Origin of the sequence: Roseibium sediminis (genome assembly GCF_008711325.1) — a bacterium.
GTDB lineage: Bacteria > Pseudomonadota > Alphaproteobacteria > Rhizobiales > Stappiaceae > Roseibium > Roseibium sediminis.
The window spans coordinates 130157-155814 of sequence record NZ_VXDB01000010.1 but is presented as its reverse complement, the minus strand read 5'-3'; the positions used below and the strand labels follow the sequence as shown (position 1 = coordinate 155814).

The 25658-nt window shown below is 57.7% G+C and carries 23 protein-coding genes; 7 read left to right on the top strand and 16 right to left on the bottom strand.

Annotated elements, in window-relative coordinates; translation table 11 throughout:
- Nucleotides 1-69: 69 nt before the first annotated feature.
- From F0155_RS12125 to betI, 4 genes are read right to left on the bottom strand one after another with little or no spacing between them, the layout of a single operon-like run.
- A complete protein-coding gene (locus F0155_RS12125) occupies nucleotides 70-1248 on the bottom strand; it encodes a BaiN/RdsA family NAD(P)/FAD-dependent oxidoreductase (RefSeq protein ID WP_150524776.1) in 1179 nt (392 codons plus the stop codon).
- A gap of 23 nt (nucleotides 1249-1271) precedes the next feature.
- On the bottom strand, nucleotides 1272-2735 hold the full coding sequence (gene betB, locus F0155_RS12120; RefSeq protein WP_150524775.1) for a betaine-aldehyde dehydrogenase: 1464 nt from the start codon (nucleotides 2733-2735) through the stop codon (nucleotides 1272-1274).
- Between the two features lie 26 nt (nucleotides 2736-2761).
- A complete protein-coding gene (betA, locus tag F0155_RS12115; RefSeq protein WP_150524774.1) occupies nucleotides 2762-4420 on the bottom strand; it encodes a choline dehydrogenase in 1659 nt (552 codons plus the stop codon).
- Entirely contained in the window at nucleotides 4417-5043 is a 627-nt protein-coding gene (gene betI, locus F0155_RS12110; protein ID WP_150524773.1) for a transcriptional regulator BetI, read from the bottom strand. The genes betA and betI overlap by 4 nt, the downstream gene beginning before the upstream one ends.
- A gap of 207 nt (nucleotides 5044-5250) precedes the next feature.
- Here betI and F0155_RS12105 point away from each other — a divergent pair, with 207 nt between their 5' ends.
- The 3 genes from F0155_RS12105 (at nucleotide 5251) to choV (ending at nucleotide 8139) form a co-directional block, all read left to right on the top strand.
- On the top strand, nucleotides 5251-6195 hold the full coding sequence (locus tag F0155_RS12105) for a choline ABC transporter substrate-binding protein (protein ID WP_150524772.1): 945 nt from the start codon (nucleotides 5251-5253) through the stop codon (nucleotides 6193-6195).
- A gap of 76 nt (nucleotides 6196-6271) precedes the next feature.
- Nucleotides 6272-7120, top strand: coding sequence for a choline ABC transporter permease subunit (choW, locus tag F0155_RS12100; protein ID WP_150524771.1), 849 nt, complete (start codon nucleotides 6272-6274; stop codon nucleotides 7118-7120).
- Nucleotides 7117-8139, top strand: a complete 1023-nt coding sequence (gene choV, locus F0155_RS12095; RefSeq protein ID WP_150524770.1) for a choline ABC transporter ATP-binding protein — start codon at nucleotides 7117-7119, stop codon at nucleotides 8137-8139. Before choW ends, choV begins: the two co-directional genes overlap by 4 nt.
- Before the next feature lie 96 nt (nucleotides 8140-8235).
- On the opposite strand, the gene F0155_RS12090 is transcribed toward choV, so the two are convergent.
- From F0155_RS12090 to F0155_RS12060, 7 genes are all read right to left on the bottom strand, one after another.
- Nucleotides 8236-9387, bottom strand: a complete 1152-nt coding sequence (locus F0155_RS12090) for an iron-containing alcohol dehydrogenase (protein WP_150524769.1) — start codon at nucleotides 9385-9387, stop codon at nucleotides 8236-8238.
- A 105-nt stretch (nucleotides 9388-9492) separates the two neighbouring features.
- The gene (locus F0155_RS12085; RefSeq protein ID WP_150524768.1) at nucleotides 9493-10881 is read right to left on the bottom strand and encodes an aldehyde dehydrogenase family protein; all 1389 of its coding nucleotides are present in this window, start codon (nucleotides 10879-10881) and stop codon (nucleotides 9493-9495) included.
- 78 nt (nucleotides 10882-10959) lie between these two features.
- Nucleotides 10960-12327 (bottom strand): glutamine synthetase family protein, encoded by a 1368-nt coding sequence (locus F0155_RS12080; protein ID WP_150524767.1) that lies wholly within the window; start codon nucleotides 12325-12327, stop codon nucleotides 10960-10962.
- 82 nt (nucleotides 12328-12409) lie between these two features.
- Complete coding sequence (locus tag F0155_RS12075) at nucleotides 12410-13459, bottom strand: TRAP transporter substrate-binding protein (protein ID WP_150524766.1); 1050 nt, start codon at nucleotides 13457-13459, stop codon at nucleotides 12410-12412.
- 122 nt (nucleotides 13460-13581) lie between these two features.
- Nucleotides 13582-14904 (bottom strand): TRAP transporter large permease, encoded by a 1323-nt coding sequence (locus F0155_RS12070; protein WP_150524765.1) that lies wholly within the window; start codon nucleotides 14902-14904, stop codon nucleotides 13582-13584.
- Entirely contained in the window at nucleotides 14904-15500 is a 597-nt protein-coding gene (locus F0155_RS12065; RefSeq protein WP_150524764.1) for a TRAP transporter small permease subunit, read from the bottom strand. Before F0155_RS12065 ends, F0155_RS12070 begins: the two co-directional genes overlap by 1 nt.
- Nucleotides 15493-16278: an N-formylglutamate amidohydrolase gene (locus tag F0155_RS12060; protein WP_150524763.1), complete on the bottom strand. Its 786-nt coding sequence runs from the start codon at nucleotides 16276-16278 to the stop codon at nucleotides 15493-15495. Before F0155_RS12060 ends, F0155_RS12065 begins: the two co-directional genes overlap by 8 nt.
- A gap of 132 nt (nucleotides 16279-16410) precedes the next feature.
- Between F0155_RS12060 and F0155_RS12055 the strand changes: the two genes are divergently transcribed.
- Nucleotides 16411-17295 (top strand): MurR/RpiR family transcriptional regulator, encoded by an 885-nt coding sequence (locus F0155_RS12055; protein WP_425299923.1) that lies wholly within the window; start codon nucleotides 16411-16413, stop codon nucleotides 17293-17295.
- A gap of 62 nt (nucleotides 17296-17357) precedes the next feature.
- Here F0155_RS12055 and F0155_RS12050 read toward each other — a convergent pair whose 3' ends face one another.
- The 3 genes from F0155_RS12050 to F0155_RS12040 form a co-directional block, all read right to left on the bottom strand.
- Nucleotides 17358-17570, bottom strand: a complete 213-nt coding sequence (locus tag F0155_RS12050) for a cold-shock protein (protein WP_150524761.1) — start codon at nucleotides 17568-17570, stop codon at nucleotides 17358-17360.
- Nucleotides 17571-17802: 232 nt separating this feature from the next.
- The gene (locus tag F0155_RS12045; RefSeq protein WP_150524760.1) at nucleotides 17803-18267 is read right to left on the bottom strand and encodes a YaiI/YqxD family protein; all 465 of its coding nucleotides are present in this window, start codon (nucleotides 18265-18267) and stop codon (nucleotides 17803-17805) included.
- The gene (locus tag F0155_RS12040; RefSeq protein ID WP_150524759.1) at nucleotides 18264-19502 is read right to left on the bottom strand and encodes a TIGR03862 family flavoprotein; all 1239 of its coding nucleotides are present in this window, start codon (nucleotides 19500-19502) and stop codon (nucleotides 18264-18266) included. Before F0155_RS12040 ends, F0155_RS12045 begins: the two co-directional genes overlap by 4 nt.
- A 215-nt stretch (nucleotides 19503-19717) precedes the next feature.
- Between F0155_RS12040 and F0155_RS12035 the strand changes: the two genes are divergently transcribed.
- Nucleotides 19718-20911, top strand: a complete 1194-nt coding sequence (locus F0155_RS12035; protein WP_150524758.1) for an HD domain-containing phosphohydrolase — start codon at nucleotides 19718-19720, stop codon at nucleotides 20909-20911.
- Between the two features lie 31 nt (nucleotides 20912-20942).
- Here F0155_RS12035 and F0155_RS12030 read toward each other — a convergent pair whose 3' ends face one another.
- Both F0155_RS12030 and F0155_RS12025 read right to left on the bottom strand, forming a co-directional pair.
- Nucleotides 20943-21728, bottom strand: a complete 786-nt coding sequence (locus F0155_RS12030) for a glycosyltransferase family 2 protein (RefSeq protein WP_150524757.1) — start codon at nucleotides 21726-21728, stop codon at nucleotides 20943-20945.
- 105 nt (nucleotides 21729-21833) lie between these two features.
- A complete protein-coding gene (locus tag F0155_RS12025; RefSeq protein ID WP_150524756.1) occupies nucleotides 21834-23498 on the bottom strand; it encodes an alpha-glucosidase in 1665 nt (554 codons plus the stop codon).
- A 485-nt stretch (nucleotides 23499-23983) separates the two neighbouring features.
- Here F0155_RS12025 and F0155_RS12020 point away from each other — a divergent pair, with 485 nt between their 5' ends.
- A complete protein-coding gene (locus F0155_RS12020; protein WP_150524755.1) occupies nucleotides 23984-25150 on the top strand; it encodes an acetyl-CoA acetyltransferase in 1167 nt (388 codons plus the stop codon).
- A 61-nt stretch (nucleotides 25151-25211) separates the two neighbouring features.
- Nucleotides 25212-25655, top strand: coding sequence for a hypothetical protein (locus tag F0155_RS12015; protein WP_150524754.1), 444 nt, complete (start codon nucleotides 25212-25214; stop codon nucleotides 25653-25655).
- The last annotated feature ends 3 nt before the right edge of the window (nucleotides 25656-25658 follow it).

Genomic DNA, 25658 nt, shown 5'->3' with positions numbered 1-25658 from the left:
GAATGCCCGCGACGTCAACGATAATATGTGAGTGTAGAAGCCAGCTTTTTTGAAAGCGGTCCCTCGACCTCAGGCAAATTGACCTGCTGCATGCCCTGAAGACCATGCCCACTGGAAGTTAAATCCTCCCAGATGGCCCGTCACATCAACAACTTCGCCAATGAAATAAAGGCCGCTGACCTTGGTCGATTCCATGGTTTTGGAAGAGAGCGCCTTGGTGTCGACGCCGCCAAGGGTGACTTCCGCCGTCCGGTAGCCCTCTGTGCCGACGGGAAGAACCTGCCAGGCGTTGATCCGGTCAGCCACCTTGCGCAGCACCTTGTCCGATTTGTCGGCAAGGCGGCCGGTAAAGCTGCCTTCCGCGCTGACTTCTTCGGCAAGACGTTTCGGGAGGAGGTGACTAAGGGCGGTGCGAAGGTCCTGCCGCGGCGATGCCGTTCGCTCGCGGCTAAGCTTCTCAAAGGCATCCACTTCCGGGTTCAGGTTGATCGTGACCTGTTTGCCTTCCTGCCAGTAACTGGAGATTTGCAGGATCGAAGGGCCGGAAAGGCCCCGGTGGGTGAAGAGAAGACCTTCGCGGAACCTGGTCTTGGCGAAGGACACAACTGCGTCTACCGACACGCCCGCCAGCGTCTTGCAAAGCTCGCGGTTTGCGTCCGAGAAGGTGAGCGGCACCAGACCCGCCCGTGTTTCCAGAGTCGGAATGTCGAACTTGCGGGCCAGATCGTACCCGAACCCCGTTGCGCCGATCTTGGGGATCGAAAGTCCTCCGGTTGCCACGACGAGTGATTGCGCGCAATAGCGCCCCCTTGACGTGTCGACCGCAAACCGATCATCGGGTTTGGAAACATCGGTGATCCGTGTGTCCAAAAGCAACTGGCCGCCCGCACCTTCCAGCTCGCGAAGCAGCATCTGGATAATGTCCATGGCGCTGTTGTCGCAAAAAAGCTGGCCAAGGGTTTTCTCGTGCCAGCTGATCCGGTGCCTGTCGACGAGCGCCAGGAAGTCCTGCTGCGTATAGCGCTTGAGCGCCGATACGCAGAATCTCGGGTTTTGCGACAGGAAGTTCGCCGGGGAACAATGCAGGTTGGTGAAGTTGCACCGTCCGCCGCCGGAAATCCGGATTTTTTCCGCCGGTTTTCCCGCATGATCCAGAATGACGACCTTGCGCCCGCGCTTCGCAGCTGCAATGCCGCACATGAGGCCGGCAGCGCCGGCCCCGAGGATCAGGACGTCAACCTGTTTCATGTTTCCTAATCGGTTCTGCCCGCTCAGAACGGGGCTTCGACACCGGCCATCTCGACATAGATGCTCTTGATCTGGCTGTAGTGCTCGATCGCGGCGTGGCCGTTCTCCCGCCCTATACCGGATTTCTTGTATCCGCCAAAGGGCATTTCGATAGGCGTCAGATTGTAGGTGTTGATCCAGCAGGTTCCGGCCTGCAGCTGGTCGATGACCCGATGAGCACGCTGGATATCCTTCGTGAAGACGCCGGCAGCCAGACCGAACTCGGTATTGTTGGCGCGGGCGATAACGTCGGCCTCGTCGTCAAAATCGAGAACGCACATGACCGGTCCGAAGATCTCCTCGCTCGCAATGCGCATGCCGTCAGTTACATCTGCAAACACCGTCGGCTCGACGAAATAGCCGTTCGGATAGTCGGTCACCGAGGCCGCAGAGCCACCGACAACAACCCGGGCACCTTCCTTCTGGCCAATGTCCAGATAGGAGAGGACCTTGTCGAGTTGGGGCTTTGATACAAGCGGACCGATATTTGTCGCCTCATCCAGAGGATCGCCGAGTATTGCGGTTCGGGTGCGTTCGGCAAGCCGGGAAAGGAATTTCTCCTTGATGGAGGTGTGGACGAAGACCCGTGTTCCGTTGGAGCAGATCTGTCCGCTGGAATAGAAATTCGCATTGATCGAGGCGGAGACCGCATTTTCGATATCCGCGTCGTCAAAGATGATCAGCGGAGATTTGCCGCCCAGTTCCAGCGTGATCTTTTTCAGATGCTCGCCGGAAAGGGCGGCGACCTTGGAGCCGGTTGGAACGGAACCGGTCAAGGATACCTTTGCTACCGTCGGGTGCGAAATGAGCTTGGCGCCCACATCGCCAAACCCCTGAACAACGTTGAAGACGCCATCCGGCAGACCAGCCTCCTTGAAGGCTTCGGCCAGCTTCAGGGCGGAAAGCGGGGTCACTTCGGACGGCTTGAAGATCATCGCATTGCCGCAGGCCAACGCCGGGGCAGCTTTCCAGCAGGCAATCTGGATCGGGTAATTCCACGCACCAATGCCAACGCAGATACCGAGCGGTTCACGCTTGGTATAGGCAAAGGACGCGCCAAGATCGATGTGCTCGCCCGTCAGGGTCTGGGCAAGGCCGCCGAAATATTCAAGGCAATCGGCACCGGAGGCCGCATCGGCAATCAGGGTTTCCTGCAAGGGCTTGCCGGTATCCAGCGTTTCCAGAACAGAGAGTTCGTGGTTCTTTGATCGCAGGATTTCCGCGGTTCGGCGCAGAACGCGTCCGCGTTCGGCGGCCGGTGTCGCCGCCCAGAGCTTTTGTCCGGCTTTTGCAGCCTTGATGGCTTCGTCGATCAGCGCGTCATCAGCCGTGGTCAATCGGGCAATCACCTCTCCGGTCGCCGGAAAGGTGGACAAAAGCTCGTTGCCATTCGCGCTTTCAAGGTAGCGACCGCCGACATGATGGGAAGCGGTAGGTTGCGCACGCATATTGAAGTCTCCAATGTCGGTTTGGGTCAGCGCTGGGCGGTCTGCCAGTTCGGATGGATCCAGGGTTCGGCATTTGAAGCCGGAAGCAGGTCGCGGCCAAGAATGTGGTCGGCGGCTTTCTCTCCGACCATGATCGACGGGCCGTTGAGATTGCCGTTGGTGATCATCGGGAAGATCGAGCTGTCGGCAACCCGAAGGCCATCAACACCGATGACCCCGCATTGCGGGTCCACAACGGCGCTCGGGTCGTCCTTGTCGCCCATCTTGCAGGTTCCGCAGGGATGGTAGGCGCTTTCTGCGTGATCGCGAATAAAGGCATTGAGATCCTCATCGCTCTGCACCTGATCGCCAGGCTGGATTTCCTTGCCGCGATAGGGGGAAAAGGCCTCCTGGCCGAAGATTTCACGCGTCAGGCGAATGGCCGTGCGGAACTCTGTCCAGTCGTCTTCATGGGACATGTAGTTGAAGAGGATGGATGGCTCGGAATGCGGGTCGCTGGATGTGAGCCGGATATGTCCGCGCGACTTTGATCGCATCGGCCCCACATGCGCCTGAAAGCCATGACCTTCTGCGGCAGCCTTGCCATCATAGCGAACGGCGAAGGGCAGGAAATGATATTGGATATCAGGATATTTGATCCCCGCCCGCGAGCGGATGAAGGCACAGGCCTCGAAATGGTTGGAGGCGCCAAGGCCGGTCCCGGTGAACAGCCACTGGGCTCCGATCAACGCCTTGGAGAAAAGATTCCAGTGCTTGTAAAGCGTGATCGGCTGGGTGCACGCCTGTTGGATATAGAGCTCCAGGTGGTCCTGAAGATTACCGCCAACGCCTGCTCGGTCCGCGATGACCGGAATGTCATGTTCGGTCAGGTGAGTGCCGGGACCGATGCCTGACTGCATCAGAATCTTCGGAGAGTTGATCGATGAAGCCGACAGGATGATCTCGCGTGCAGCCAGCGCGTGCTTGATTTCGCCGCCAACCTCGTAGGCAACGCCAATGGCCTGCCTGTCGTCAAACAGGATCTTGCGCACCAGAGCCCCTTTGATCAGTTCGACATTGGGTCGCTTGAGGGCGGGCTTCAGATAGGCATTTGCAGCTGACCAGCGGCGGCCCTTGTGGACGGTCATTTCCATATCGGCGAAGCCTTCCTGACGTTCGCCGTTATAGTCGTCGCTCAAGCCGTAGCCTGCCTGCTCACCAGCCTTACGGAAGGCATCATAAAGCGGATTCCACTTTGTGCCGCGCGAGACATGCAAGGGACCATCCGTCCCGCGCCACCCGGCCTGTCCACCGTGGCTTGTTTCCATGCGTTGATAATAGGGCAGCACATGGCGATAGCCCCAGCCAGCCGCACCCATGTCCTCCCATGTGTCAAAGTCACAGGCGTGACCGCGCACATAGACCATGCCGTTGATGGAGGATGATCCGCCGATTACCTTGCCGCGCGGGGTCGCTAGACGCCGACCGCCCAGATGCGGTTCAGGCTCGCTTTCAAAGCCCCAGTCATAAAGCGACATGTTCATTGGGTAGGAAAGAGCAGCGGGCATCTGGATGAAAGGCCCGGCGTCCGTACCGCCATACTCCAGTACGAGCACGCGGTTTCGCGGGTCTTCGGACAGGCGGTAGGCAAGGGCACAGCCCGCAGACCCGGCGCCGATGATGATGAAATCGAATTGGTCGGTCATGAGAGTTTTCCGGGGTGTGGAGTGTCAGCAGGAGAGCGGGAGGCGTACATAGCCAGCTGCGTGTCCACATAATCTTCAACCAGCGCCACCGCATCTTCGCGGTTGACCCTTTGGTCGCGTAGCGCCTGACGGATCCACACGCCGTCGATCATCGAGGCAATGCCCTCCGCCACACGGGCAGCATCCTTGCCGGGCATGAGCTTGCGAAGGTTGAAGGTGAGGTTTGAAACGAGACGAGCGGAATAGATCTGCAGCAGACGTCCGTTGCTCTGGGTCGTGCGAGACTGCACATAAAAGGCGAGCCATGCGGCGATCACCGCCGGCTGAAACTGTCCGTCGCCAAAGTTCCCGTCAATGATCGCGCTGATGCGTTCACGCGGGGTTTCGGCCCTGGCAAGTCGTTCACGGATGGCTGTGCCGAGGTCCTTCAGCAAATGCCGCATGGTTGCGGCAAGAAGTTGATCTTTCGAGCCAAAGTAATGATGAACCAGCCCGCCGGATACACCTGCGCGCTTGGCAATCTGGGCCATCGTTATGTCGCAATATCCGCATTCGTGGATCGCATCGACCGTTGCGGAAATCAGCGACCGTCGCCGTTCGGCTTCCATTCCAACTTTTGGCATCGCGGTCCTCTTTCTTTCTTGTTTGTATTTTTAATTGATTGGTCAATCAATGAAAACTTGCAAAAAGTGCGGGGTGGTGTTTCAAATAGGAAAAACAGGGGACTTGGCCGGGATGACCAAGCGGGAGGCGCTTGGGTTTCGGTTGTCTCTGCAAGAACAGCTGTTAAACCTACGCAAAGCTGTCATCCAAACGGAGGGACCATAACCATGACATCGATCTCGAAGATTTTCGGCACGCTCGCCCTTGGCGCGGCAATGACCACTGCGGCCTCGGCTGCCGAGCCTGAAAGCTGTAAAACCGTTCGCTTCTCCGATGTTGGCTGGACCGACATCACCGCAACAACTGCGGCAACCACCACGGTCCTGGAAGCGCTGGGCTATCAAACGGAAGTCAAGATCCTCTCCGTTCCGGTCACCTATGCGTCCCTGAAGAACAAGGACATTGACGTCTTCCTCGGCAACTGGATGCCGACCATGGAAGGCGACATTGCCGCTTACCGGGAAGACGGATCTGTTGAAACCGTCCGGGCCAATCTGGAAGGTGCGAAATACACTCTCGCCGTGCCGAAATACACCTATGACAAGGGCCTGAAGAGCTTTGCTGATATCGCCAAGTTCAAGGATGACCTTGATGGCAAGATCTATGGCATCGAGCCGGGCAATGACGGCAACCGCCTGATCATCGACATGATCGAGGCAGACACCTTTGGCCTGAAGGGCTTTGAAGTGGTCGAGTCCTCCGAGCAGGGCATGCTGGCTCAGGTCGCTCGCTCCGAAAAACGCAAGCAGGACGTCGTGTTCCTCGGTTGGGAACCGCACCCGATGAATGCCAATTTCGAAATGGCCTATCTTGATGGGGGTGACGACATCTTTGGCCCGAACTACGGCGGTGCAACTGTCTACACAAACGTGCGCGCCGGATACACCAGCGAATGCGCCAATGTCGGCAAGCTGCTTGAGAACCTCGAGTTCACGCTTGCCATGGAAAACGAGATCATGGGCGCGATCCTCAATGATGGCGAAGAGCCGAACAAGGCTGCCAGCGCCTGGCTGAAGGCAAACCCGGCCAGCTTCGAAGGCTGGCTGGCTGGTGTCACCACAGTTGACGGCGGTGACGCGGTAGCTGCCGTAAAGGCCAAGCTCGGTCTCTGATCGATCTGCAGATGAAACCGGAGAGCCTGCTCTCCGGTTTTTTGCTTCCAGCGACAATTGAACAGGGGAGGGGCTCGTGGACTGGTTGACCGAGCACAAGCTGCCTATCGGGCAATGGGCAAAATCCTTCGTGGATTGGCTCACGGACAATGCCTACTGGGTCTTCGACGCCATTGCCTATGGGCTGGAGGCCATGATCGATGCAATCCTGTGGCTTTTGCAGGCACCCCATCCTCTCGCCATTGTCGCCCTGACAGGCGCTCTAGCCTACGGCATTCATCGGCGCATCGGTTTCACCGTCTTTGCTATCCTCGCCATGCTGCTGATCATCAATCAGGGCTATTGGGAAGAAACAACCGAAACCCTCGCGCTTGTAATCGCCGCCTCCATCGTCTGCATGGTGGTAGGTGTTCCGGTTGGCGTTGCTGCAGCCCACCGGCCAAAGCTCTTTGCGTTCATCCGGCCCATTTTGGACCTGATGCAGACCATCCCGACATTCGTGTACCTGATCCCGGCGTTGATCCTCTTCGGCCTTGGCATGGTCCCGGGTCTCATCGCGACGGTCATCTTTGCCATTCCGGCACCCATCCGTCTGACGCAGCTCGGCGTGTCTTCAACGCCGAAACAGCTGATTGAAGCAGGGCAGGCCTTCGGGGCAACCAAAAGTCAACTGCTCTGGAAAATCGAGCTGCCCTATGCCCTGCCGCAGATCATGGCAGGTCTGACCCAGACCATCATGCTGTCGCTCTCCATGGTCGTCATTGCAGCCCTTGTCGGCGCGGATGGCCTCGGCGTGCCAACCTTGAGGGCGCTGAACACGGTCAACATCGCCAAGGGATTTGAGGTTGGTGTTGCCATCGTCCTGATCGCGATCGTGCTTGATCGCTTCTTCCGCACGGAAGCTGCTGAAGGAGGCCGCAGATGAGCGAGCCAATCGTCCGTTTCAAGAATGTCGATATCGTTTTCGGCAGCGAACCGCATTCCGCCCTGCAGCTCATCGACCAGGGCATGCGGCGCGAGGATATTTTGAAGGAAACCGGCCAGACGCTCGGCGTGGCTGGTGCAAACTTCGATATTGAGGAAGGCGAGGTCATCGTCCTCATGGGCTTGTCCGGGTCCGGAAAATCCACCTTGCTGCGCGCGGTCAACGGCCTCAATCCAGTGATCCGGGGCGAGGTCGAGGTTCGTGACGGAGATGCGTGGATCAACCCGGAAACCTGTTCTCCCGACGCCCTGCGCCATCTGCGGCGCCATCGCATAGGCATGGTGTTCCAGCAATTTGCGCTTCTGCCATGGCGGACAGTTGCCGAAAATGTCGGCTTCGGGCTTGAGCTGTCGGGAATGCCGAAAGCGGAGCGTGCAGAGAAGGTAGCGGCCCAGTTGAAGCTGGTCGGTCTGGATGGCTGGGGTGAAAAATATGTTCACGAGCTGTCCGGTGGCATGCAGCAGCGCGTTGGCCTTGCGCGCGCCTTTGCCACCGATGCGCCGATCCTCTTGATGGATGAGCCGTTCTCTGCCCTTGATCCGCTGATCCGCGATCGTCTGCAGGACGAGCTTCTGGATCTGCAGAAAGAACTCAATCGAACGATCATCTTCGTCAGTCATGATCTCGATGAAGCCGCCAAGATCGGCTCACGCATAGCCATCATGGAAGGCGGGCGGGTGATCCAGCTCGGAACGCCGCAGGAAATCGTCAAACGCCCGGCAACCGAATATGTCGCTGATTTCGTCGGTCACATGAACCCGCTCAATGTTCTCAGGGCCCGCGATATCATGGGGCCCGTTCGCCCCGGCGGTCTGGTTGAGGCCCCGCGCTGCGCTCCCGACACTCCGGTCCGCGCCGTCATCGCCCAAAAGCGGACAACGCAAGGTGCCATTCTGGTCGAACAGAACGGCAGGATCCTCGGCCAGATCGGCGAACAGGAAATCTACGCCTGTTTGTGAGGAGACGGTCCGCTCGCCCGAAAAGGAAAAGCCCCGCAGTTTTTGCGGGGCTTTCTTGTCAAAGGCCAGACGTTGTCCGGCGATTTGCCAATCGGCTTACATGATCTCTTCGAAGAGCGCTTTGGTGTTTTCGTAGGTCATCTCGACCGGGTTGCCACCGGTGCTCGGGTCGCGAAGGGCGGCGGCTGTCAGTTCGTCGATGTTCGGGTCCTTGACGCCAAGCTCGCTCAAGGTCTTTGGAATGTTCATCGATGCATTCAGCTCATCGACATAGGCGCAGAAACCTTCGAAACCGCCAGCAATGCCGAGATAGGCTGCTGCCTTGTCAAACCGGTCCGAAATCGCGGTCTTGTTGAACTGCAGGACAGCAGGCATGCACACGGCGTTGGTCGTGCCGTGGTGGGTGTGATGAACCGCCCCGATCGGGTGGCTGAGCGCGTGGATCGCACCAAGTCCCTTCTGGAAGGCCGTTGCGCCCATGGCAGCTGCGGACATCATGTGGCCGCGTGCCTCAAGGTCGGTCCCATCCGCATAGGCGCGCGGAAGGTATTCCTTCACCAGCCGCATGCCTTCCAGCGCGATACCCTGGCTCATCGGATGATAATGCGGGCTGGAATAGGCCTCGACACAATGGGCAAAGGCATCAAGGCCGGTGCCTGCTGTCAGAAATTTCGGCATGCCAATCGTCAGTTCCGGGTCACAGATCACCGTGGTCGGAAGCATCTTCGGGTGAAAGATGATCTTCTTTTCGGCCGTGTCGACCTTGGTGATGATGCCCGCCCGGCCGACTTCCGATCCGGTGCCAGCAGTCGTCGGGACGGCAATGATCGGGGCAATTGCAGCGGCATTGGCGCGTGTCCACCAGTCCCCGATATCTTCAAAGTCCCAGAGCGGACGGGTTTGTCCGGCCATGAAGGCGATGACCTTCGCAAGGTCCAGTCCCGAACCGCCGCCAAAGGCGACAACACCGTCATATCCGCCGTCGCGATAGGCCTTCACGCCGGCTTCAGCGTTCTTGTCCGTCGGGTTCGGGTCCACGTCGGAGAACATCCCGCGACCAAGACCTGCAGCCTCAAGCAGGTCGAGGGTTTTTGTCGTGATCTCCATGTTGGCCAGGCCCTTGTCGGTGACAAGAAGCGGCTTGGACATTCCGGCTGCCTTGCAGACGTCGGCAATCTCGGAAATCCGGCCTGCGCCAAAGCGAACGGCGGTCGGATAGGACCAGTTGACAGAAGGAAGAGTGCTCATTGCAGTGCTCTTTCAGAGACTTGGGTTTTCTTGATTGGGCCTGTCTCACCCGGCGGCCCAAAGGCAACGGACCGGGTGACACGATAAGACGACGCTGGATACGGATCAGTGTTCCAGACGGAAGTGATAGGACTTCGGACGGGTCAGGTTGTGGAACCCGATTTCCGACAGGGCCGCGCCCTTGCCGGTGTCCTTCACCCCGGTCCACACAAGCGCCGGATCGAGATAGTCGCAGCGGTTCATAAAGACGGTGCCGGTTTCGATCTGGTCGGCGATTTTGGCAGCCTCGTTCGGGTCTTCCGTCCAGAGGGAGGCAGTAAGGCCGTACGGGCTGTCATTCATCAGCTGCAGGGCTTCCGCGTCGTCCTTTACCTTCATGATGCCGACGACAGGGCCGAAGCTTTCCTCGCGCATTACCGACATTTGGTGGTTCACGTTGGTCAGGACCTGCGGAGCAAGATAAGGCGTGCCTTCCTTGTTCATTTCAAAGGCGGACATGTCGATATGCGCCTTTGCGCCCTTGCGAAGGGCTTCTTCGGTCTGTTCGCGCACCCAGGAGGCAAAGCGGGCCTGAGCCATCGGCCCGAGCGTGGTTGCCTCGTCCAGCGGGTTGCCCAGCTTGTACTGTTTGGTCAGATCGACGAAGCCATCGACAAAACGGTCATAGAGGCTCTCGTGCACATAGACACGCTCAATGCCGCAGCAGCACTGACCGGCATTGTAGAACGCGCCATCCACGAGGTTTGCAACCGCATAGTCCAGATCGGCATCCGCACGGACATAGGCTGGATCCTTGCCGCCAAGCTCAAGGCCGAGCGTTGCAAAGGTACCGGCGAGGGCCTTTTCGATGGCCTTGCCGCCGCCGACGGAACCGGTGAAGTTCACATGGTCGATGAGGCCGGAGCCAAGCAGCTTTTCCGTGCCCGAGTGGGTGAGTACAATGTTCTGGAACACGCCCTTGGGCAGGCCGGCAGTTTCGAAAGCCTGGGCAAGGCGCTCGCCGACGAGAAGCGTCTGGGCGGCGTGCTTGAGAATGATCACGTTCCCGGCCATCAGAGCCGGCATGATGGTGTTGATCGCCGTCATGAACGGATAGTTCCACGGTGCGATCACCATGACGATGCCAAGCGGCACGCGCTTCAGGTAGCGCTTGAAACCGGGGCGATCGGTGCGCTCGATATCGGCGAGGGCCTCTTCGGCAATACGGGCACAATATTCGGTCCGCTCGATGGTACCGCCAAGTTCGCCGCCATAGCGGATCGGGCGTCCCATCTGCCATGCCAGTTCGGGAACAACATCGCCGTTTATCGCCTTGAGCGCTTCAAGTGCCTTCAGGCAGAGGGCAACGCGTTCAGCCAACGGTGTTGCTGCCCAAGCAATCTGGGCTGTGCGGGCTGCAGAAACAACCTGTTCAACCGCGGCTTCGTTGAGCGCAGGGCGTTCGGCATAAACCGAACCGTCGACCGGCGAGACGAGCTTGACGATATCACTCATTTTTCACCTCTGATTCCCGCCGCATGTCTGCATGCGCGGGGGTTGTGTTGATTTCTTCTGTTCGGCGGGCAGCCGGTATCAGGCACGTTCAAATCCGCGGGCAACTTCATAGTCGGTCACCACACGGTCGAATTCCTCGATCTCCCATTCTGCCGCACGGGCATAATGGTCGACAACGCCGTCCCCGAAGGCTTCTCGCAGCATCTTGGACTCACGCAAGGTCTCCCTTGCATCGCGAAGGGTGCCCGGAATTTCAGGTGCCTTGCGGGCATCGTAGACATCACCGCTTGCCGGCGGAGCGAGGTCCAGCTTTTCCTCAATGCCCTTTATCCCGGCCGCGATCTGCACTGCAAGCGCCAGATACGGGTTGAGATCCGACCCGCCAATGCGGCACTCGACGCGAAGTGCCTTCGTGCCTTCGCCGCACAGGCGGAAACCGGCGGTGCGGTTGTCGATGGACCAGACGGTCTTGGTCGGAGCGAATGTGCCCTTCTGGAACCGCTTGTAGCTGTTGATGTAGGGCGCCAGGAAATAGGTATATTCCGGCGCATATTTGATCAGTCCGGCCATGTAGTTGCGCATGAGCTCGGACATTCCATGCTCGCCCTTTGCATCGCAGAAGGCGTTTTCGCCGTTCGCGTTCCAGAGCGACTGGTGAATGTGCGATGACGACCCGACCCGGTCATGGTGCCACTTCGGCAGGAAGGTCACGGCGCGACCCTTCGCCCAGGCGATTTCCTTTACCGCGTGCTTGGCGATGGTGTGATAGTCCGCACAGTCGAGGGCTTCTGCATACTTGATGTTCAGCTCTTCCTGACCGGCTTCCGCCTCACCCTTGCTGTTCTCCACCGGAATGCCCGCGGCATAGAGGTGATTGCGAACCGGGCGCATCACTTCCTCTTCCTTGGTGGTCTGCAGGATGTGATAGTCCTCGTTGTAGCCGGAGATCGGCTCCAGATCGCGGAAACCTTCCTTGCGGATCTCGTCGAAACTTTTCTCGAACAGGAAGAACTCCAGTTCGGTCGCCATCTTGGCGGTAAAGCCGAGCTCCTTCAGGCGCGCAATCTGCTTTTTCAGCATGGCGCGGGGCGAATGCGGCACGTCCTTGTGGGTATGGTGATCCTGAACATCGCACAGGACCATGGCCGTTCCTTCCAGCCACGGAATCTTGCGGAGTGTCGCAAGATCCGGCTTCATGACATAGTCGCCATAGCCTGCTGACCAGCTTGTCGAGGCATAGCCTGCGACCGTGTACATTTCCAGATCCGTCGCCAGAAGGTAATTGCAGCAATGGGTTTCTTCATACGCGCTGGTGATGAAATGCTGCGCATGGAAGCGTTTGCCCATCAGGCGTCCCTGCATGTCGACGATGCAGACAAGAACCGTATCAATTTCGCCGTCCGAAACCGCCTGTTTCAGACCGTCAAAGGTCAGAGTGCCAGCCATTCTGGGGATCCGTTTGTTTCAGTAATAGAGATAAGCCAAGGGGAGTGGCCCGGAACCGGGCCGCTCCCACAATGGCATGGTTTTAGGTGTAGCGGTACGGGCGACCTGCCTTTTGCATGTCGGCATTGTACTTCTTGAAGATCTCGACGACCTGAGCCTTAACCGGCGATTCCGCTGCAATCTCGTCCCAGAACTTGAGCGCGGCCGCCTCAACGGTTGCCCATTCTTCATCCGGGATGGTGGTCAGCTCCATCTTCGTGCCGTTGACGCGCAGAGAAGCTTCGCCGCCCCAGTACCACCACTGGCGATAGTAGTGAGAGGCGTCCATGGCCAGCTGCAGCATGGTCTTCAGGTGATCCGGCAGCTCGTTCCAGCGTTCCTGGTTGGCAAAGAAGGAGCCAGCCCACGCACCGGAAATGTTGTTGGTCAGGAAGTAGTTGGTCACGTCTGCCCAGCCAACCGTGTAGTCCTCGGTGATACCGGACCACGCGATGCCGTCCAGTTCGCCGGTCTGGACCGCAACTTCAATGTCTTCCCACGGCAGGGTGACCGGAACGACGCCGAACTGGCTCATGAAGCGACCGGCGGTCGGGAAGGTGAAGACACGCTTGCCCTTCAGATCTGCCAGCGAGCGGATCGGATCCTTGGTGGCAAAGTGGCACGGATCCCAGGAGCCTGCGGAAATGTGCTTCACGCCAACCTTCGCATACTCGGCTTCCCAGATTTCCTTCAGGCCGTACTGGTTGAACAGTACCGGCACATCAAGCGAATAGCGGCTGGCAAACGGGAAGTACCCACCGAACACGGTGACTTCGGTCGGAGAGGCCATGGAGTCATCGTCGGACTGAACGGCGTCGATCGTGCCGCGCTGCATGGCGCGGAACAATTCGCCGGTCGGAACCAGCTGGTCGGCGAAGAAAAGCTCGATTTCCATCTCGCCGTTGGCTGCCTTGTTGAAGGCGTCGATATGCGGCTTGATCACGTGTTCGGCGAGGGCCGGACCGGCATAGGTCTGCATGCGCCACTTGATCGGCGCCTGACCGAGAACGGCCGGAGCTGCAAGGGTGGACGCACCAGCGGCAGCAACAGTGCCAAGGCCCGCCTTCTTGATGAAATCACGTCTGTTCGTCATCTGTCATTCCCCAGTCTGGTTGGTTACAGGTCTTTGCGGCGCCGGGTCAGGCAGGTCTGCCAATCTGGTGCCGGGAACTGGCCGGGTTTTCCCGGCTCGTATTTGTTCTTTGTCGCCATGGCTCACTTCCCATAGACATAGTCAGGAAGCCAAAGGGCGATTTGCGGGAAGATCATGACGAGCGCGAGAGCCAGGATCATGACCATCACAAAGGGTGTGATCGAGCCGTAGATGTCGCGCATCGTGATGTCGGCGGGAGCCATGGCGCGCATCAGGAAGAGGTTGTAGCCGAAGGGCGGTGTCATGTAGGCGATCTGGGTCGTGATCGTATAGAGGACGCCGTACCAGACCAGATCGAACCCGAGTGCGCCCACCAACGGAACATAAAGCGGGGCAACAATCACCAGCATCGCCGTGTCATCAAGGAACGTCCCCATGACAATGAAGGACAGCTGCATGAGGATGAGGATCATCCACGGGCTGAGACCGAGCTGCTCGGTAAAGAGGTTCTCGATCGCCTTCACCGCGCCAAGGCCATCGAACACCGCGCCAAAGCCAAGCGCTGCAAGAATGATCCACATGAACATGCATGAGATGCCGAGTGTGTTGCGCAGGCAGGTCTGGAAGATCGACCATGTCATCCGGCGCTTGAGCAGGGCCGCTGCAAAAGCTGTCAGGGCGCCAATGGCCGAGCTTTCGACAAGGCTGGTCCAGCCGTTGACGAACGGGATCATCATGGCCCCGAAAATGACCAGCGGCAGGACACCCGAGAGTAGCAGGCGGTATTTTTCCGACCGGGAGACATTGCGTTCGTCAAGCGGCAGGGCCGGGCCGAGATGCGGCTGCAGTTTGCAGCGGATCACGATGTAGATGACGAACATGCCAGCCATCATCAGGCCGGGAATAACGCCGGCCAGCCAGAGTTGGCCGACCGGCTGCCGGGCGATCATGGCATAGAGCACAAGAACGACCGACGGGGGTACGAGAATTCCAAGGGATGAGCCAGCCTGTATGACGCCGGTCACCATGCGCTTGTCATAGCCGCGCCGAAGCAGCTCCGGCAGGGCGATGGTCGCGCCGATTGCCATGCCTGCGACCGACAGGCCGTTCATGGCGGAGACGAGAACCATCAGGAAGATGGTGCCAATCGCAAGACCGCCGCTGACCGGTCCCATCCAGACGTGGAACATCTTGTAGAGGTCGTCTGCAATGCGCGATTCCGACAAGACGTAGCCCATGAAGATGAACATCGGCAGCGTGAGCAGCGGGTACCATTTCATCAGCTTCATGGCGGAAGCGAATGGAATGTCAGACCCGCCTGTTCCCCAAAGCGCAAGAGCCGCAACAGCAGCAACGCCGCCAATGGCCCCGAAGACGCGTTGCCCGGTCAGGAGCATCAGCATCATCGAGGAGAACATCAGGATTGCGATTAACTCATAGGACATCAGATTTCTTCTCCACGGATGGTCGCAATGTCCTTGATGAGTTCGGAAATGCTTTGCAGGAGCATGAGAAAGAAGCCGAGGCACATGACGACCTTGATCGGCCAGAGCACCGGTCGCCATGCTGTCGGGCTGCGCTCGATGTAGCCAAACACCTCGCTGGCCGCATCTGGCCCGCCGGTAAAGAAGGCCACGAACAGCTTGTGGTAAAATTCAAAGGCGTTTGAGCCAAAAAAGCCCAGCGAATAGGCGGTCGACGTCAGGCCGCCATAAAGAAGGACGCCGAGATAGAAGAGCAGCAAAAGCACCGTGAAAGCATCGAACCACGCCTTCTTCTTCGGCGACCATTCCGCATAGAACAGGTCCATGCGCACGTTCGAGCCGAGCTGCATGGAATAGGGGCCACCCAGAATGTAGTAGGTCACCATGGCAAACTGGGCGACTTCCAGCGTCCACAGCGAAGGGTTGAAAAAGGTCTTCGAGATCGAGGACCACAACAGGATCGCTGCCATGACGAACACGCCATACATGATGATCCGGCCAAGAGTGCGGTTGAAGCGGTCAACGCCGTGAACATACCAGCGGAACAGTCTAGGCATGCTGTCTCCCATTCTGCGACAGGACGGCCTTTTCCAGCACGGGCGCGAGAAGGGCACCCCAGCGGTTTTCCATCTCGGGCGTGGATATCTCGTCGTTGCGGATCTCGATCATCAAGGAGCGCAGGCCGCGCTTTTCGCCATGACGGCTCAGCGTGTAGTAGACGCCGTCCCTTGGCGAATAAGGCTCATTGTCCCCGACTTGAAACTGCGTCCGGCTCTTGAGGTCGTCTATGACAGGGTCGATCAGGCTCCGGTCGTTGCCGCAGATCAATCCGATCTCCCACGGGCGTTGTTGCCCCTTGTAGACAGGGGTGAAGCTGTGAACCGAAATAACCGCAGTCGGCTGTCCCTTGGCCGCCCGTTCGTCGAGTACCTCCTCGATGGCCTGATGAAACGGACGATGGGAGAGCGTAATGCGCTTTTGACGTTCTATGTCCGAGAGGTTCGCGTTTCCGGGAATAACGGTTGTCTCGCTGATTTCCGGGATGAGATCGACAGCCGCCTCATCGCGATTGCAATCGATGATCAGCCGGGAGACAGTCGAGGCAACGAGCGGGGCGTCCAGCAAGCGGGAGAGCTCAAGACTGACGCCAAGCGCGCCGGGATCCCATGCGATATGGGCGAATTTGTCGGCTTCGGAAATCCCGAGGGACTGGTCATAGGGGAGCGGCATGCGATTGCTGGCGTGGTCACACACCAGAACGATGCTGCTGCTGCCTGAACGGTTGAAAACATTGACCGCTGGCAAGTCTGTGCGTGATGTCGCACGGATTTCCATTCCCAAGCCCTTCGTATTCCAACGCAAAATGTCTGTTCTATTTGTTACAAAATTGCGTTCTGAATTATTTTCTGTATCATTTGATACGCGCTTTTCGTCAGTGTCAACGGGAAAGTTGCCGGTGATAAAAATCTGGAGGTGGCAGTGATGGATCGTCCCCTTGTGGAAGACATTCGGGATCGACTCGACGAATTTACTGCGACTGAGCGCAAGGCAGCTCATGCCTTGCTGGCCAACTATCCGATGCTCGGACTGGGGACAGTGGCGCAGTTCGCGCAGGCGGCAAATGTCAGTTCGCCGTCAATCCTGCGCTTCGTTGCGCGGCTTGGGTTTCCGAGCTTTTCGGACTTTCAGGACCGGCTGCGAAAGGAGCTGGAAAGCCAGTTGAATTCGCCGTTGGCACGAAGTTCGCAGCTTGCCGATTCCGACGTTGGCGATCCGTTGGTCAGTGCCTTGGTGGACAATGTGCGCGAGACCTTTGCTCATTTGCCCAAAGGTGAGTTGGAGGGGCTGACGAAACTACTCGCCGATGACCGCAAGAATCTCTACCTGATCGGCGGGCGCTTCACCGACAGCCTGGCGCGCTACATGGCAGCGCATTTGCGGATCGTTCGGTCCAATGTCCATCATGTCAGCGGCCAACAGGCGAACTGGCAGGATCTGCTGGTGAGTATCGGGCCGAAGGATGCCGTGCTTGTGTTTGACATTCGCCGGTATCAGACAGAGCTCATCAACTTCGCCGATGCCGCGGCCGAACGTGGGGCAACCCTTGCGCTCATCACCGACAGCTGGGTGTCGCCCATTGCGCGGACGGCCAGCTATGTTCTGCCGGCCCGCGTGGCTGTCAACACGGCATGGGACTCGTCCCTCGCCCTGATGGCCATCGCAGAAGTGCTCATTGCCCGGGTGACCCGGTTTAATCCGGAGCGAAGCCGGGCGCGCATGCAGGTGCTTGAGGATTTGCGATCAAATCGGACCACCCGCCCGGACATTGAGGGGCAGGATTACGATCTTTAGAAAGAAAAACGCCGGAGACGGGCTCCGGCGTTTTGAATATCAGGCGTAGGTCAAGCTGCCAATCAGACGGCTTCCAGCTGTGCAGCCTGCTTGCCGCGTCCACGGCGATCATCTTCAGCGACAAAACTGATTTTTGCACCTTCTTCCGGTGCCGCCATTCCAGCCTGCTCAAATGCAGTGATATGGACGAACACGTCCTTGCCGCCATTGTCCGGAGTGATGAAACCGAAGCCGCGGTCATGGTTGAAGAACTTGATAGTGCCGGTCTCGCGCATGGAGATACCTTTCCGTATTGAGGGCGCGCGGCGTCCCATGTTGGGAGACGCGCAAAGTCGAGCAGTCTTTAGAAACGGAAAGTTTGGTATTTCAAAGCAGCGATGAAGCCGCCGAAGTCAATCTTTGCCAAGTCTAGTTCGTGTCCCGGTCGGTCTGTGACCAACACACAATACGTAGGAGTGGTGCCGGTCTACGGCAAGCGCCTTTTTGGGGTTTTGAGCAGGAAGTGCCCTAGGAGCTGCCCTCGGCAACCCGCTTTGCCGCCCGCATGGTCGTTTCAAGCTGGTTCAAAAACCGGGAGCGATCTGCTTTCGTGAAGGAAGGTCCACCTTCCCGAATCGCACCGGCCTCGCGAAGGTGGGTCGACAGATCCCGCATGGCAAGGCGCATCCCCATGGCATCCTCGCGAAAGGGTTTGCCATTTGGAGCGAGCACCAAGGCTCCTGCATCGACGCAGCGTGAGGCGAGGGGAACGTCGGCGGTTACCACCACATCCCCTTTTGTTGCGTTGTCGGCAATCCAGTTGTCAGCCTCGTCCAGTCCTTCCGGCACGATCTTTCGCTCGCAATAAGGGCTGTCCGGCAGGCGCATCCATGCGTTGCTGACATATATGACCGGCACCTTGTGACGCTCGCCCACCTTCAAGGCTTCATCCTTCACCGGACAGGCATCGGCATCTACATAAAGCTTGGTCATGTGCGAACTCCGGTTTCGTGGCCGTCCTGCAAGGTTCGAATGATGTTGCTGGCCGCGTGATGGGCCATGGAAAAACAAGCCTGCAGCAGATATCCGCCGGTCGGCGCTTCCCAATCCAGCATTTCGCCAACCGCATAGACGTTCGGCAATTTTTTCAGCATCAGATCCTCGTTCACCTCGTCGAGATGAATTCCCCCGGCAGAGGATATCGCCCGGTCGATGGAATAGGGTGCGGTCAGTTTGACCGGGCAGCCCTTGATCAGTTTGGCCAGATGGGAGGGCTGTTGCGGCAAGGGGCCTGATTCCCGCAGCAGCGACTGTGCCGCCTTGTCGAGCCCGACAGTCTTGCGAAGCCAGCTGGATGCAGATTGCTTGCCTCTTGGCTTGAGCAGCCGCTTTTCAACGGCGTCGACAGTCAGGTCGGGTTTCAGGTCCAGAGAAATGGTCGCGCTGCCATCCAGCTCGATTCGGTCCCGAATTTCGGCAGACAAGGCATAGATTGCACCGCCTTCGAGGCCGGATTTCGATATCAGTGCCTCGCCTTGTACGGTCTTGTCGTCCAGACGAAGGGCGATTCGCTTCAAGGGCACGCCCGCCACACTCTCTTTCAGGATGTCGGACCAGCAGGCGTGAAACCCGCAATTTGCCGGTCGGAACGGAGCCATGCCGATACTGCGAGCTTTCAGTATATCCTGCCAGGATCCGTCTGACCCAAGTCTGGGCCACGAGGCACCGCCAAGGGCCAGTACGACCGCGCGTGCCTTGAGGGTGACATTCGTGCCATCAGGGCGCGTAAACTGAAAACCACCATTTGCATCAATGCCGCTCCACCGATGAAGCGAGTGAAGACGAACGCCGTGTTTGTCGAGACGTTGCATGAGGGCGCGAAGGAGCGGGGAAGCTTTCATGGCTGTTGGAAAAACACGCCCGCTTGATCCCACAAAGGTTTCGCTGCCCAGCTCTTGGCACCACTGACGTAAGGTTTGTGGCGAAAACGACTGAACGAGCGGCTCCAGAAAGGTTTTTGCCTCCCGGTAGCGGTCAACGAACTCGGGCAGCGCTTCGCTGTGGGTTATGTTCAGCCCGCCCCGGCCCGCCAGCAGGAATTTTCTGGCAGGTGCGCGCATTTGTTCCGCTATTTCAACGGTTAGACCATGGCGAGACAGGAGGTCTGCTGCATAAAGACCAGCCGCGCCAGCGCCAATAACCAATACATCGGTTGTTTTACCATCCATGGTAGTTCTCCCGATGATTGTGATGCGGAAATAGTGAATCGGATTGTAATAAATACGATTTACGAAGGGTTATTTGAAATAAAGAGACGGAGAATGCATAAAGAATAAGTTTTTTAACGGAGTGTTTGCTGATTCTGGTTGTATATAGTTCTTGATTGTAGAAACAAAGTTGCATTTGGTGGTTCGCATTAGCACCATCTCCCCGGAGGGCAGGAATGGCGAACGCTCTTGAAAAAGTGGTTCTGGTCGACGGACAATCGAGGACCCATGGGAAGTTTAAACGCCTCTTGAGGGACAAGTATGATCTTGTCAACTTCAGGGACGCGGAAAAGGCACTCAGCTGGCTCAAAACCCATGGTACTCCGGCAATTGTGGTCTGTGGCGCCGAACTTGGACCCACGGACAGTATCAGTTTTTCCAAGGCAGTTGATGTCGTGGCTCCCTATTCTGCACGCATCATTCTGACCGAGGAGGAATCAACCGACTTCTTCCGTAAGGCGTTGAACACCGGTCATGCCTATAGTGTGCTCGTGGCTCCATATAGCGATGACGCGATCCTCAATGCGATGGAATCCGCGCTTTCCTATCACAAACGACTGGTTCATGACCGGAATAATCTGGAGCGCACGCTGGCCGGTTCGGTGAAGCTGTTGATCGATATGTTGTCGCAGTTCCACGCCGATGCCTTTCGCAGGACAGCACCCATTCGTCAAAATGCGCTCAAACTTGCCAAGGCAATGGGTATCCGGAAAACCTGGGAACTGGAGATGGCAGTGATGTTGTCTCCGCTTGGGGAAGCGCTGCTGCCTAAGGAAATTCTCTCAAGATATCGGGCTGCCAAGCCTTTGACCGATCAACAGCGCGAAGTTCTTGCCGACGCTCCGCGCCAGACGCGCGACCTGCTGAAAAACATCCCGCAGCTGGAGAAGGTGGCTGAGGTTCTTTATCTCTCCGGTCGCGGCTTCGACGGTTCGGGGTTTCCAAAGGAAGGCCCAATTGGTTCGGACATTCCGCTCAATGCGCGAATTCTCAAGATCCTGACCGACTTGTGGATGGCGAGTCCGGATGGTGGTGTTGATACCCCAGCCTTCGAAGCGTTGATGATCCGGTCCAAGGCTTATGACCCCGATCTACTGCGTTTGGCGAAGAAAGTGCTGCTTGACGGTGGCCTGGATATGTCGGGCAAGGAAATCACACTCTGCTATGTCCGCAACCTTCGGGTCGGCGACGTACTGGTGGACGATATCCTCACGGAAACATCGCAGGAGCTTGTCCTGTCCCGAGGCCACGAGCTGACCGAAACCACCATTCGTCGTCTGGATCAGTACAACCGGCTCGCCGGTGTCCGCCAGCCTATCCGCGTTCACAGGCCGGAAGTATCCGAGGACCGAATGGCGACAGCGGTTTGACAAGCCGAGCGTGAGTTCTGTCTTTGAAAGTTTATTTCGAGGTCGCGCTCAGAAGCTCGGCTTCATAGGCCTTTGCGACCCGCAGGAAACGTCCGTGAGCATAGTTCATGCTCAGGATCAGGCCCCACCAGCCATATCGCCAATATTGCCGGGCGAAATAGCCTTTCAGGAACGAGACCGGAAACTCGGTCAGCAACCGCCAGCGCGGAAGAGAGCGCCCGCGCGTGCGCATGTCCTCCACCTGCATGTTTGAATAGCGATTGTATTTGCCGACCTGAAAGTCCAGTGACCGGATTGACCGATGGCCCATGATGCCGTTCAGGTTTTTGGTCGTCGTACCTTCAAGCGGGCGGACCGTGTCATGGACCGAGGACTCAGAAAAGCGGCCCTGGCGGCGATCATACAGGCGGATCTGGTGATACCCATAGGCCCATGGGGCAGGTTCGCTTTCATGGGCAAACACATCCCGAATCATGATGCGCCAGCTGTCAGCATCAAGATGGCGGTCTGAGCGAAACAGGGTTTCGATTTCGCTTCTCAGGTCCGGAGTGATTTCCTCATCTGCATCGAGGTTCAAGAGCCAGTCGTTGCGACACTGGTCTTCGCCGAACCGCTTCTGTGGCCCGTAGCCGGGCCACGCATTGTGAACAACGCGAGCGCCGAGATTTTCGGCAACCCGAACCGTATCATCAGAAGAGCCGCTATCGATGACGATGACTTCGTCCACCCAGTCGACAACGCTTGCTATCGCTCGGCCAATACGATCCGCTTCGTCTTTGGCAATAATGAAGGCGGAAAGAGGCAGGCGATCTGACATGACGGTGGCCAAGGCTCGACGGGGCAGTGGGGACGCAAGAATTAAGCAGGCTTCTGTCTAGTCCGAACTGCCCCGTCTGAAAAGCATTTCCGTTTGTGCCTCAGGCTAGACACTGCCGAAAAAGGCCTGAAGTCCTCCGAGGCGGAGTGTGTTTCCTGATTGCTCGCAGGTGAAGCACGCCGGACCGACATTGGTCACCGGCAACCCGCCAAGGTCGACCTCCACCTGTGCTGCCGTCAGGTTGAAGACGCAAAGGAGTGTCTCGCCCTTGTGCTGCCTGCGGAACATGACAGTGCCGTCCGGGCTGTCAACGAAGGAGATGCTGCCCTTGTGCAGGGCTGGTTGGCTGCGCCGCCATTTCAGGAGTTGGCGGGTGAGTTCAAGAACGGAGCCGGCGACTCCATCCTGTGCCTCGACAGACTTGCGCTGATGAGGTTCGGCCACAGGGAGCCAAGGCTTGCCGGTGGTGAAGCCACTGGACGGAGCTTTGGATGACCAAGGCATTGGCGTGCGGCAACCGTCGCGCCCCTTGAATTTCGGCCAGAAGCGCAATCCGTAAGGGTCCTGTAGCAACTCATAGGGAACGTCCGCCTCTTCAAGGCCAAGCTCTTCACCCTGATAGATGCAGGCTGTGCCGCGAAGGCTAGTCAGGAGCGCGGTTGCCAGAGGTGCAAACTCTGCCGGATCATGATCCGCTCCCCAGCGGCTGACCACCCGCGTCACGTCATGGTTGGACAGCGCCCAGGACGGCCATCCCGTGCCCAGCCCGTTTTCCATGTTCTCGATGACATGGCGGACATAGGAGGCAGAATGATGGGGCGTCAGCAGATCGAAGCTGTAGGCCATGTGGATGCGTTTTCCCACTTCCGTATAGGCGGCTGTCAGTTCGATCGATCGTCCGTCATCTCCGATCTCGCCCACCGAAGTCGTGCCCGGATATTCATCGAGCAGCGTTCTCAGGCGTTCCAGAAACTTCAGGTTTTCCGGCTGGGACTTGTCGTAAAGATGATGCTGAAGCGCATACGGGTTGTCCGCCTTCACCGTCGTGGGCTCAACACCGCCAATGTGGGGCGGATTGTCCCGCAAATCCCGGTCGTGGAAATAGAAGTTCACTGTATCCAGCCGGAAGCCGTCGACGCCGCGATCGAGCCAGAAGCGCGCAGCGGAGAGGACCGCGTCCTGGACTTCCGGGTTATGGAAATTCAGATCCGGCTGACTTGCGAGGAAATTGTGCAGGTAATACTGGCGGCGCGTTGCGTCCCATTCCCAGGCCGATCCCCCGAACAGTGACAACCAGTTGTTCGGCGGGGACCCTTCCGGCTTGCAATCTGCCCAAACATACCAGTCCGCCTTGGAATTGTTGCGCGAAGAGCGGCTTTCGACAAACCACGGGTGCTGGTCCGAAGAGTGGGAGATGACCAGATCGATCAACACTTTCAGGCCGCGCGCGTGGGCAGCCTCGATCAGCTCATCGAAACAGGCGAGCGTCCCGAACATCGGGTCAACATTCTCGAAATCCGAAACGTCGTAGCCGAAATCATGCATCGGCGAGGTGAAGAACGGCGAGAGCCAGATCCCGTCCACCCCCAGATCGGAAATGTAGTCTATCCGGTTGAGGATGCCGCGCAGATCACCGATCCCGTCGCCGTTGCTGTCCTGAAACGAGCGGGGATAGATCTGGTAAATGACGGCCCCGCGCCACCAGTCGGGATCGGTCGACCCGGGGCGAATGTGTGCCGAGTTGGCAGGCGCAAAGAGAACGTCGGCCATGGGGATGCCTCGCGATGATGAAAGATGTTGGAATTGAAGCACTCAAAGCGCTTTGAATCAAGCGCTACCGCGTTGCTCTGTCTTGGTCAAGATGCGAAACGATCAGAAACGAATGTGTGAACACGTGACGGTTTAGTCAAAAAGGCCAGCACGCATGAATGCGTACTGGCCTCGATTTTTGAAAATGCAGAAAAAATACTCGCGAACATGTCGTTCTTATCCGGTCAACATGACATCCGGATGACCGAGTTGCCAATTTGCGGCGATATCGAAGAAGGCTCTGGGGTTGGGAAGTCTCTCGGCAAAAAAATGATATAAGATATTGAAAATAATAAAATAAATAAAAATAGTTGACGCACTAGTCAAAAGGCTCTTGCGAACGGGGCAAGTTAGTGAAACTCTGCTGCCGGAAAACAGCCCGCATATGCCTTTCTATGGCAGGGGGCTGTGTAGATTCAGGCCGTCGAGATACGGGAGAGTTCGTTATGACAGCAGCAATGGTGGGATGGGCACACTTGCCGTTTGGCAAGCACTCGGACGAAACGGTCGAGAGCCTTGTTGTGAAGGCCGCAAAGGCGGCCATCGAAGATGCGGGCATTTCCGCAGAAGATGTCGACGAGATCCTGTTTGGCCACTTCAACGCCGGCTTTTCCACGCAGGACTTCACGGCCTCTCTGGTTTTGCAGGCCGATCCGGCGTTGCGTTTCAAACCCGCGACCCGCGTTGAAAATGCGTGTGCGACAGGATCCGCTGCCGTGCATCAGGGTGTTCGGGCCATTGCTTCCGGTGATGCCCGCGTCGTGCTTGTGGTTGGCGTTGAGCAAATGACCACAACGCCCGGACCGGAGATCGGCAAGAACCTTCTGAAGGCGTCCTACCTGAAAGAGGAAGGCGATATTCCTGCGGGGTTTGCCGGCGTGTTTGGCAAGATCGCGGACTCCTATTTCCAGAAATACGGTGACCAGTCCGACGCCTTGGCCAAGATCGCGGCCAAGAACCACAAGAACGGCGTCGGGAATCCCTATGCCCAGATGCGCAAGGATCTCGGCTTCGACTTCTGCCGTGCCGAAAGCGAGAAGAACCCCTTTGTTGCGGGCCCGCTAAAGCGTACCGATTGTTCCCTTGTGTCCGATGGTGCTGCTGCTCTGGTTCTGACCGACACCGCAACGGCTCTCGGCATGAAGAAGGCAGTTGCCTTCCGCTCGCTGGCCCATGTGCAAGACTTCCTGCCCATGTCCCGCCGTGACATCCTGAAGTTCGAAGGGTGTTCCAAGGCATGGGGGCAGGCGCTGGGCGATGCAGGACTGGCGCTGGAGGATCTCTCCTTCGTCGAAACCCATGACTGCTTCACCATTGCCGAGCTGATCGAATACGAAGCCATGGGCCTGACCAAGGAAGGCGAGGGTGCCCGCGCCATTCTCGAAGGCTGGACCGAGATGGATGGCAGACTGCCGGTCAATCCGTCCGGCGGCCTCAAGGCCAAGGGGCACCCGATAGGCGCAACGGGCGTCTCCATGCATGTCATGACAGCCATGCAGCTTGCCGGTGAAGCCGGTGACATTCAGGTCAAAAACGCGGAAATCGGCGGCATCTTCAACATGGGCGGCGCAGCTGTTGCCAACTATGTGTCCGTTCTTCAGGCGATGAAGTAGCTTGCCTTGCTTTAAAGGCAAAGTAATAGGCATTCATTAGTTGATAAGGGGGAGATCAGGTATGTGGGTTGTTTACGCATCTATCCTATACCTGATCCTCTCCTATCAAGTATACATGGGATTCCCGCCGTTTTACAAAAAGAGGAAGAAATTTGGTTTTTTCTTGATTGAGATGCCAAGTAAACGAGAGGTTTTGGACGGCCTAGTCTTTGTTGGTGGGGGTATGGTTGGTGGAATGCTATGCATAGCAATTGCTGAATCGTCGGGCATGAAGGTATTGGCGTTTATCGGACTACTTCCACCAATGTATTCGGGCTGGAGTCTGCGGAAGATGTTAAAAGCGGAAACTGATGGACCGCTGCCCTGGGTTTATAATGTGCCCATAATGCCTTTTATATACCCTTTTGTACGTCGTTGGCCGATGATATATTTCGATTTGTGGACTATGTGTATCCCTGTATCTATTGGGTTAATAGAGATTATTAGGTTTATTATTCTGAAATAAGAA

Excerpts from the sequence above, each read along its gene's own strand:
- F0155_RS12125 (WP_150524776.1), bottom strand. The coding sequence starts at position 1,248 with ATGAAACAGGTTGACGTCCTGATCCTCGGGGCCGGCGCTGCCGGCCTC.
- betB (WP_150524775.1), bottom strand. The coding sequence starts at position 2,735 with ATGCGTGCGCAACCTACCGCTTCCCATCATGTCGGCGGTCGCTACCTT.
- betA (WP_150524774.1), bottom strand. The coding sequence starts at position 4,420 with ATGACCGACCAATTCGATTTCATCATCATCGGCGCCGGGTCTGCGGGC.
- betI (WP_150524773.1), bottom strand. The coding sequence starts at position 5,043 with ATGCCAAAAGTTGGAATGGAAGCCGAACGGCGACGGTCGCTGATTTCC.
- F0155_RS12105 (WP_150524772.1), top strand. The coding sequence starts at position 5,251 with ATGACATCGATCTCGAAGATTTTCGGCACGCTCGCCCTTGGCGCGGCA.
- choV (WP_150524770.1), top strand. The coding sequence starts at position 7,117 with ATGAGCGAGCCAATCGTCCGTTTCAAGAATGTCGATATCGTTTTCGGC.
- F0155_RS12090 (WP_150524769.1), bottom strand. The coding sequence starts at position 9,387 with ATGAGCACTCTTCCTTCTGTCAACTGGTCCTATCCGACCGCCGTTCGC.
- F0155_RS12085 (WP_150524768.1), bottom strand. The coding sequence starts at position 10,881 with ATGAGTGATATCGTCAAGCTCGTCTCGCCGGTCGACGGTTCGGTTTAT.
- F0155_RS12080 (WP_150524767.1), bottom strand. The coding sequence starts at position 12,327 with ATGGCTGGCACTCTGACCTTTGACGGTCTGAAACAGGCGGTTTCGGAC.
- F0155_RS12075 (WP_150524766.1), bottom strand. The coding sequence starts at position 13,459 with ATGACGAACAGACGTGATTTCATCAAGAAGGCGGGCCTTGGCACTGTT.
- F0155_RS12070 (WP_150524765.1), bottom strand. The coding sequence starts at position 14,904 with ATGTCCTATGAGTTAATCGCAATCCTGATGTTCTCCTCGATGATGCTG.
- F0155_RS12065 (WP_150524764.1), bottom strand. The coding sequence starts at position 15,500 with ATGCCTAGACTGTTCCGCTGGTATGTTCACGGCGTTGACCGCTTCAAC.
- F0155_RS12060 (WP_150524763.1), bottom strand. The coding sequence starts at position 16,278 with ATGGAAATCCGTGCGACATCACGCACAGACTTGCCAGCGGTCAATGTT.
- F0155_RS12050 (WP_150524761.1), bottom strand. The coding sequence starts at position 17,570 with ATGCGCGAGACCGGCACTATCAAGTTCTTCAACCATGACCGCGGCTTC.
- F0155_RS12045 (WP_150524760.1), bottom strand. The coding sequence starts at position 18,267 with ATGACCAAGCTTTATGTAGATGCCGATGCCTGTCCGGTGAAGGATGAA.
- F0155_RS12040 (WP_150524759.1), bottom strand. The coding sequence starts at position 19,502 with ATGGATGGTAAAACAACCGATGTATTGGTTATTGGCGCTGGCGCGGCT.
- F0155_RS12035 (WP_150524758.1), top strand. The coding sequence starts at position 19,718 with ATGGCGAACGCTCTTGAAAAAGTGGTTCTGGTCGACGGACAATCGAGG.
- F0155_RS12030 (WP_150524757.1), bottom strand. The coding sequence starts at position 21,728 with ATGTCAGATCGCCTGCCTCTTTCCGCCTTCATTATTGCCAAAGACGAA.
- F0155_RS12025 (WP_150524756.1), bottom strand. The coding sequence starts at position 23,498 with ATGGCCGACGTTCTCTTTGCGCCTGCCAACTCGGCACACATTCGCCCC.
- F0155_RS12020 (WP_150524755.1), top strand. The coding sequence starts at position 23,984 with ATGACAGCAGCAATGGTGGGATGGGCACACTTGCCGTTTGGCAAGCAC.
- F0155_RS12015 (WP_150524754.1), top strand. The coding sequence starts at position 25,212 with ATGTGGGTTGTTTACGCATCTATCCTATACCTGATCCTCTCCTATCAA.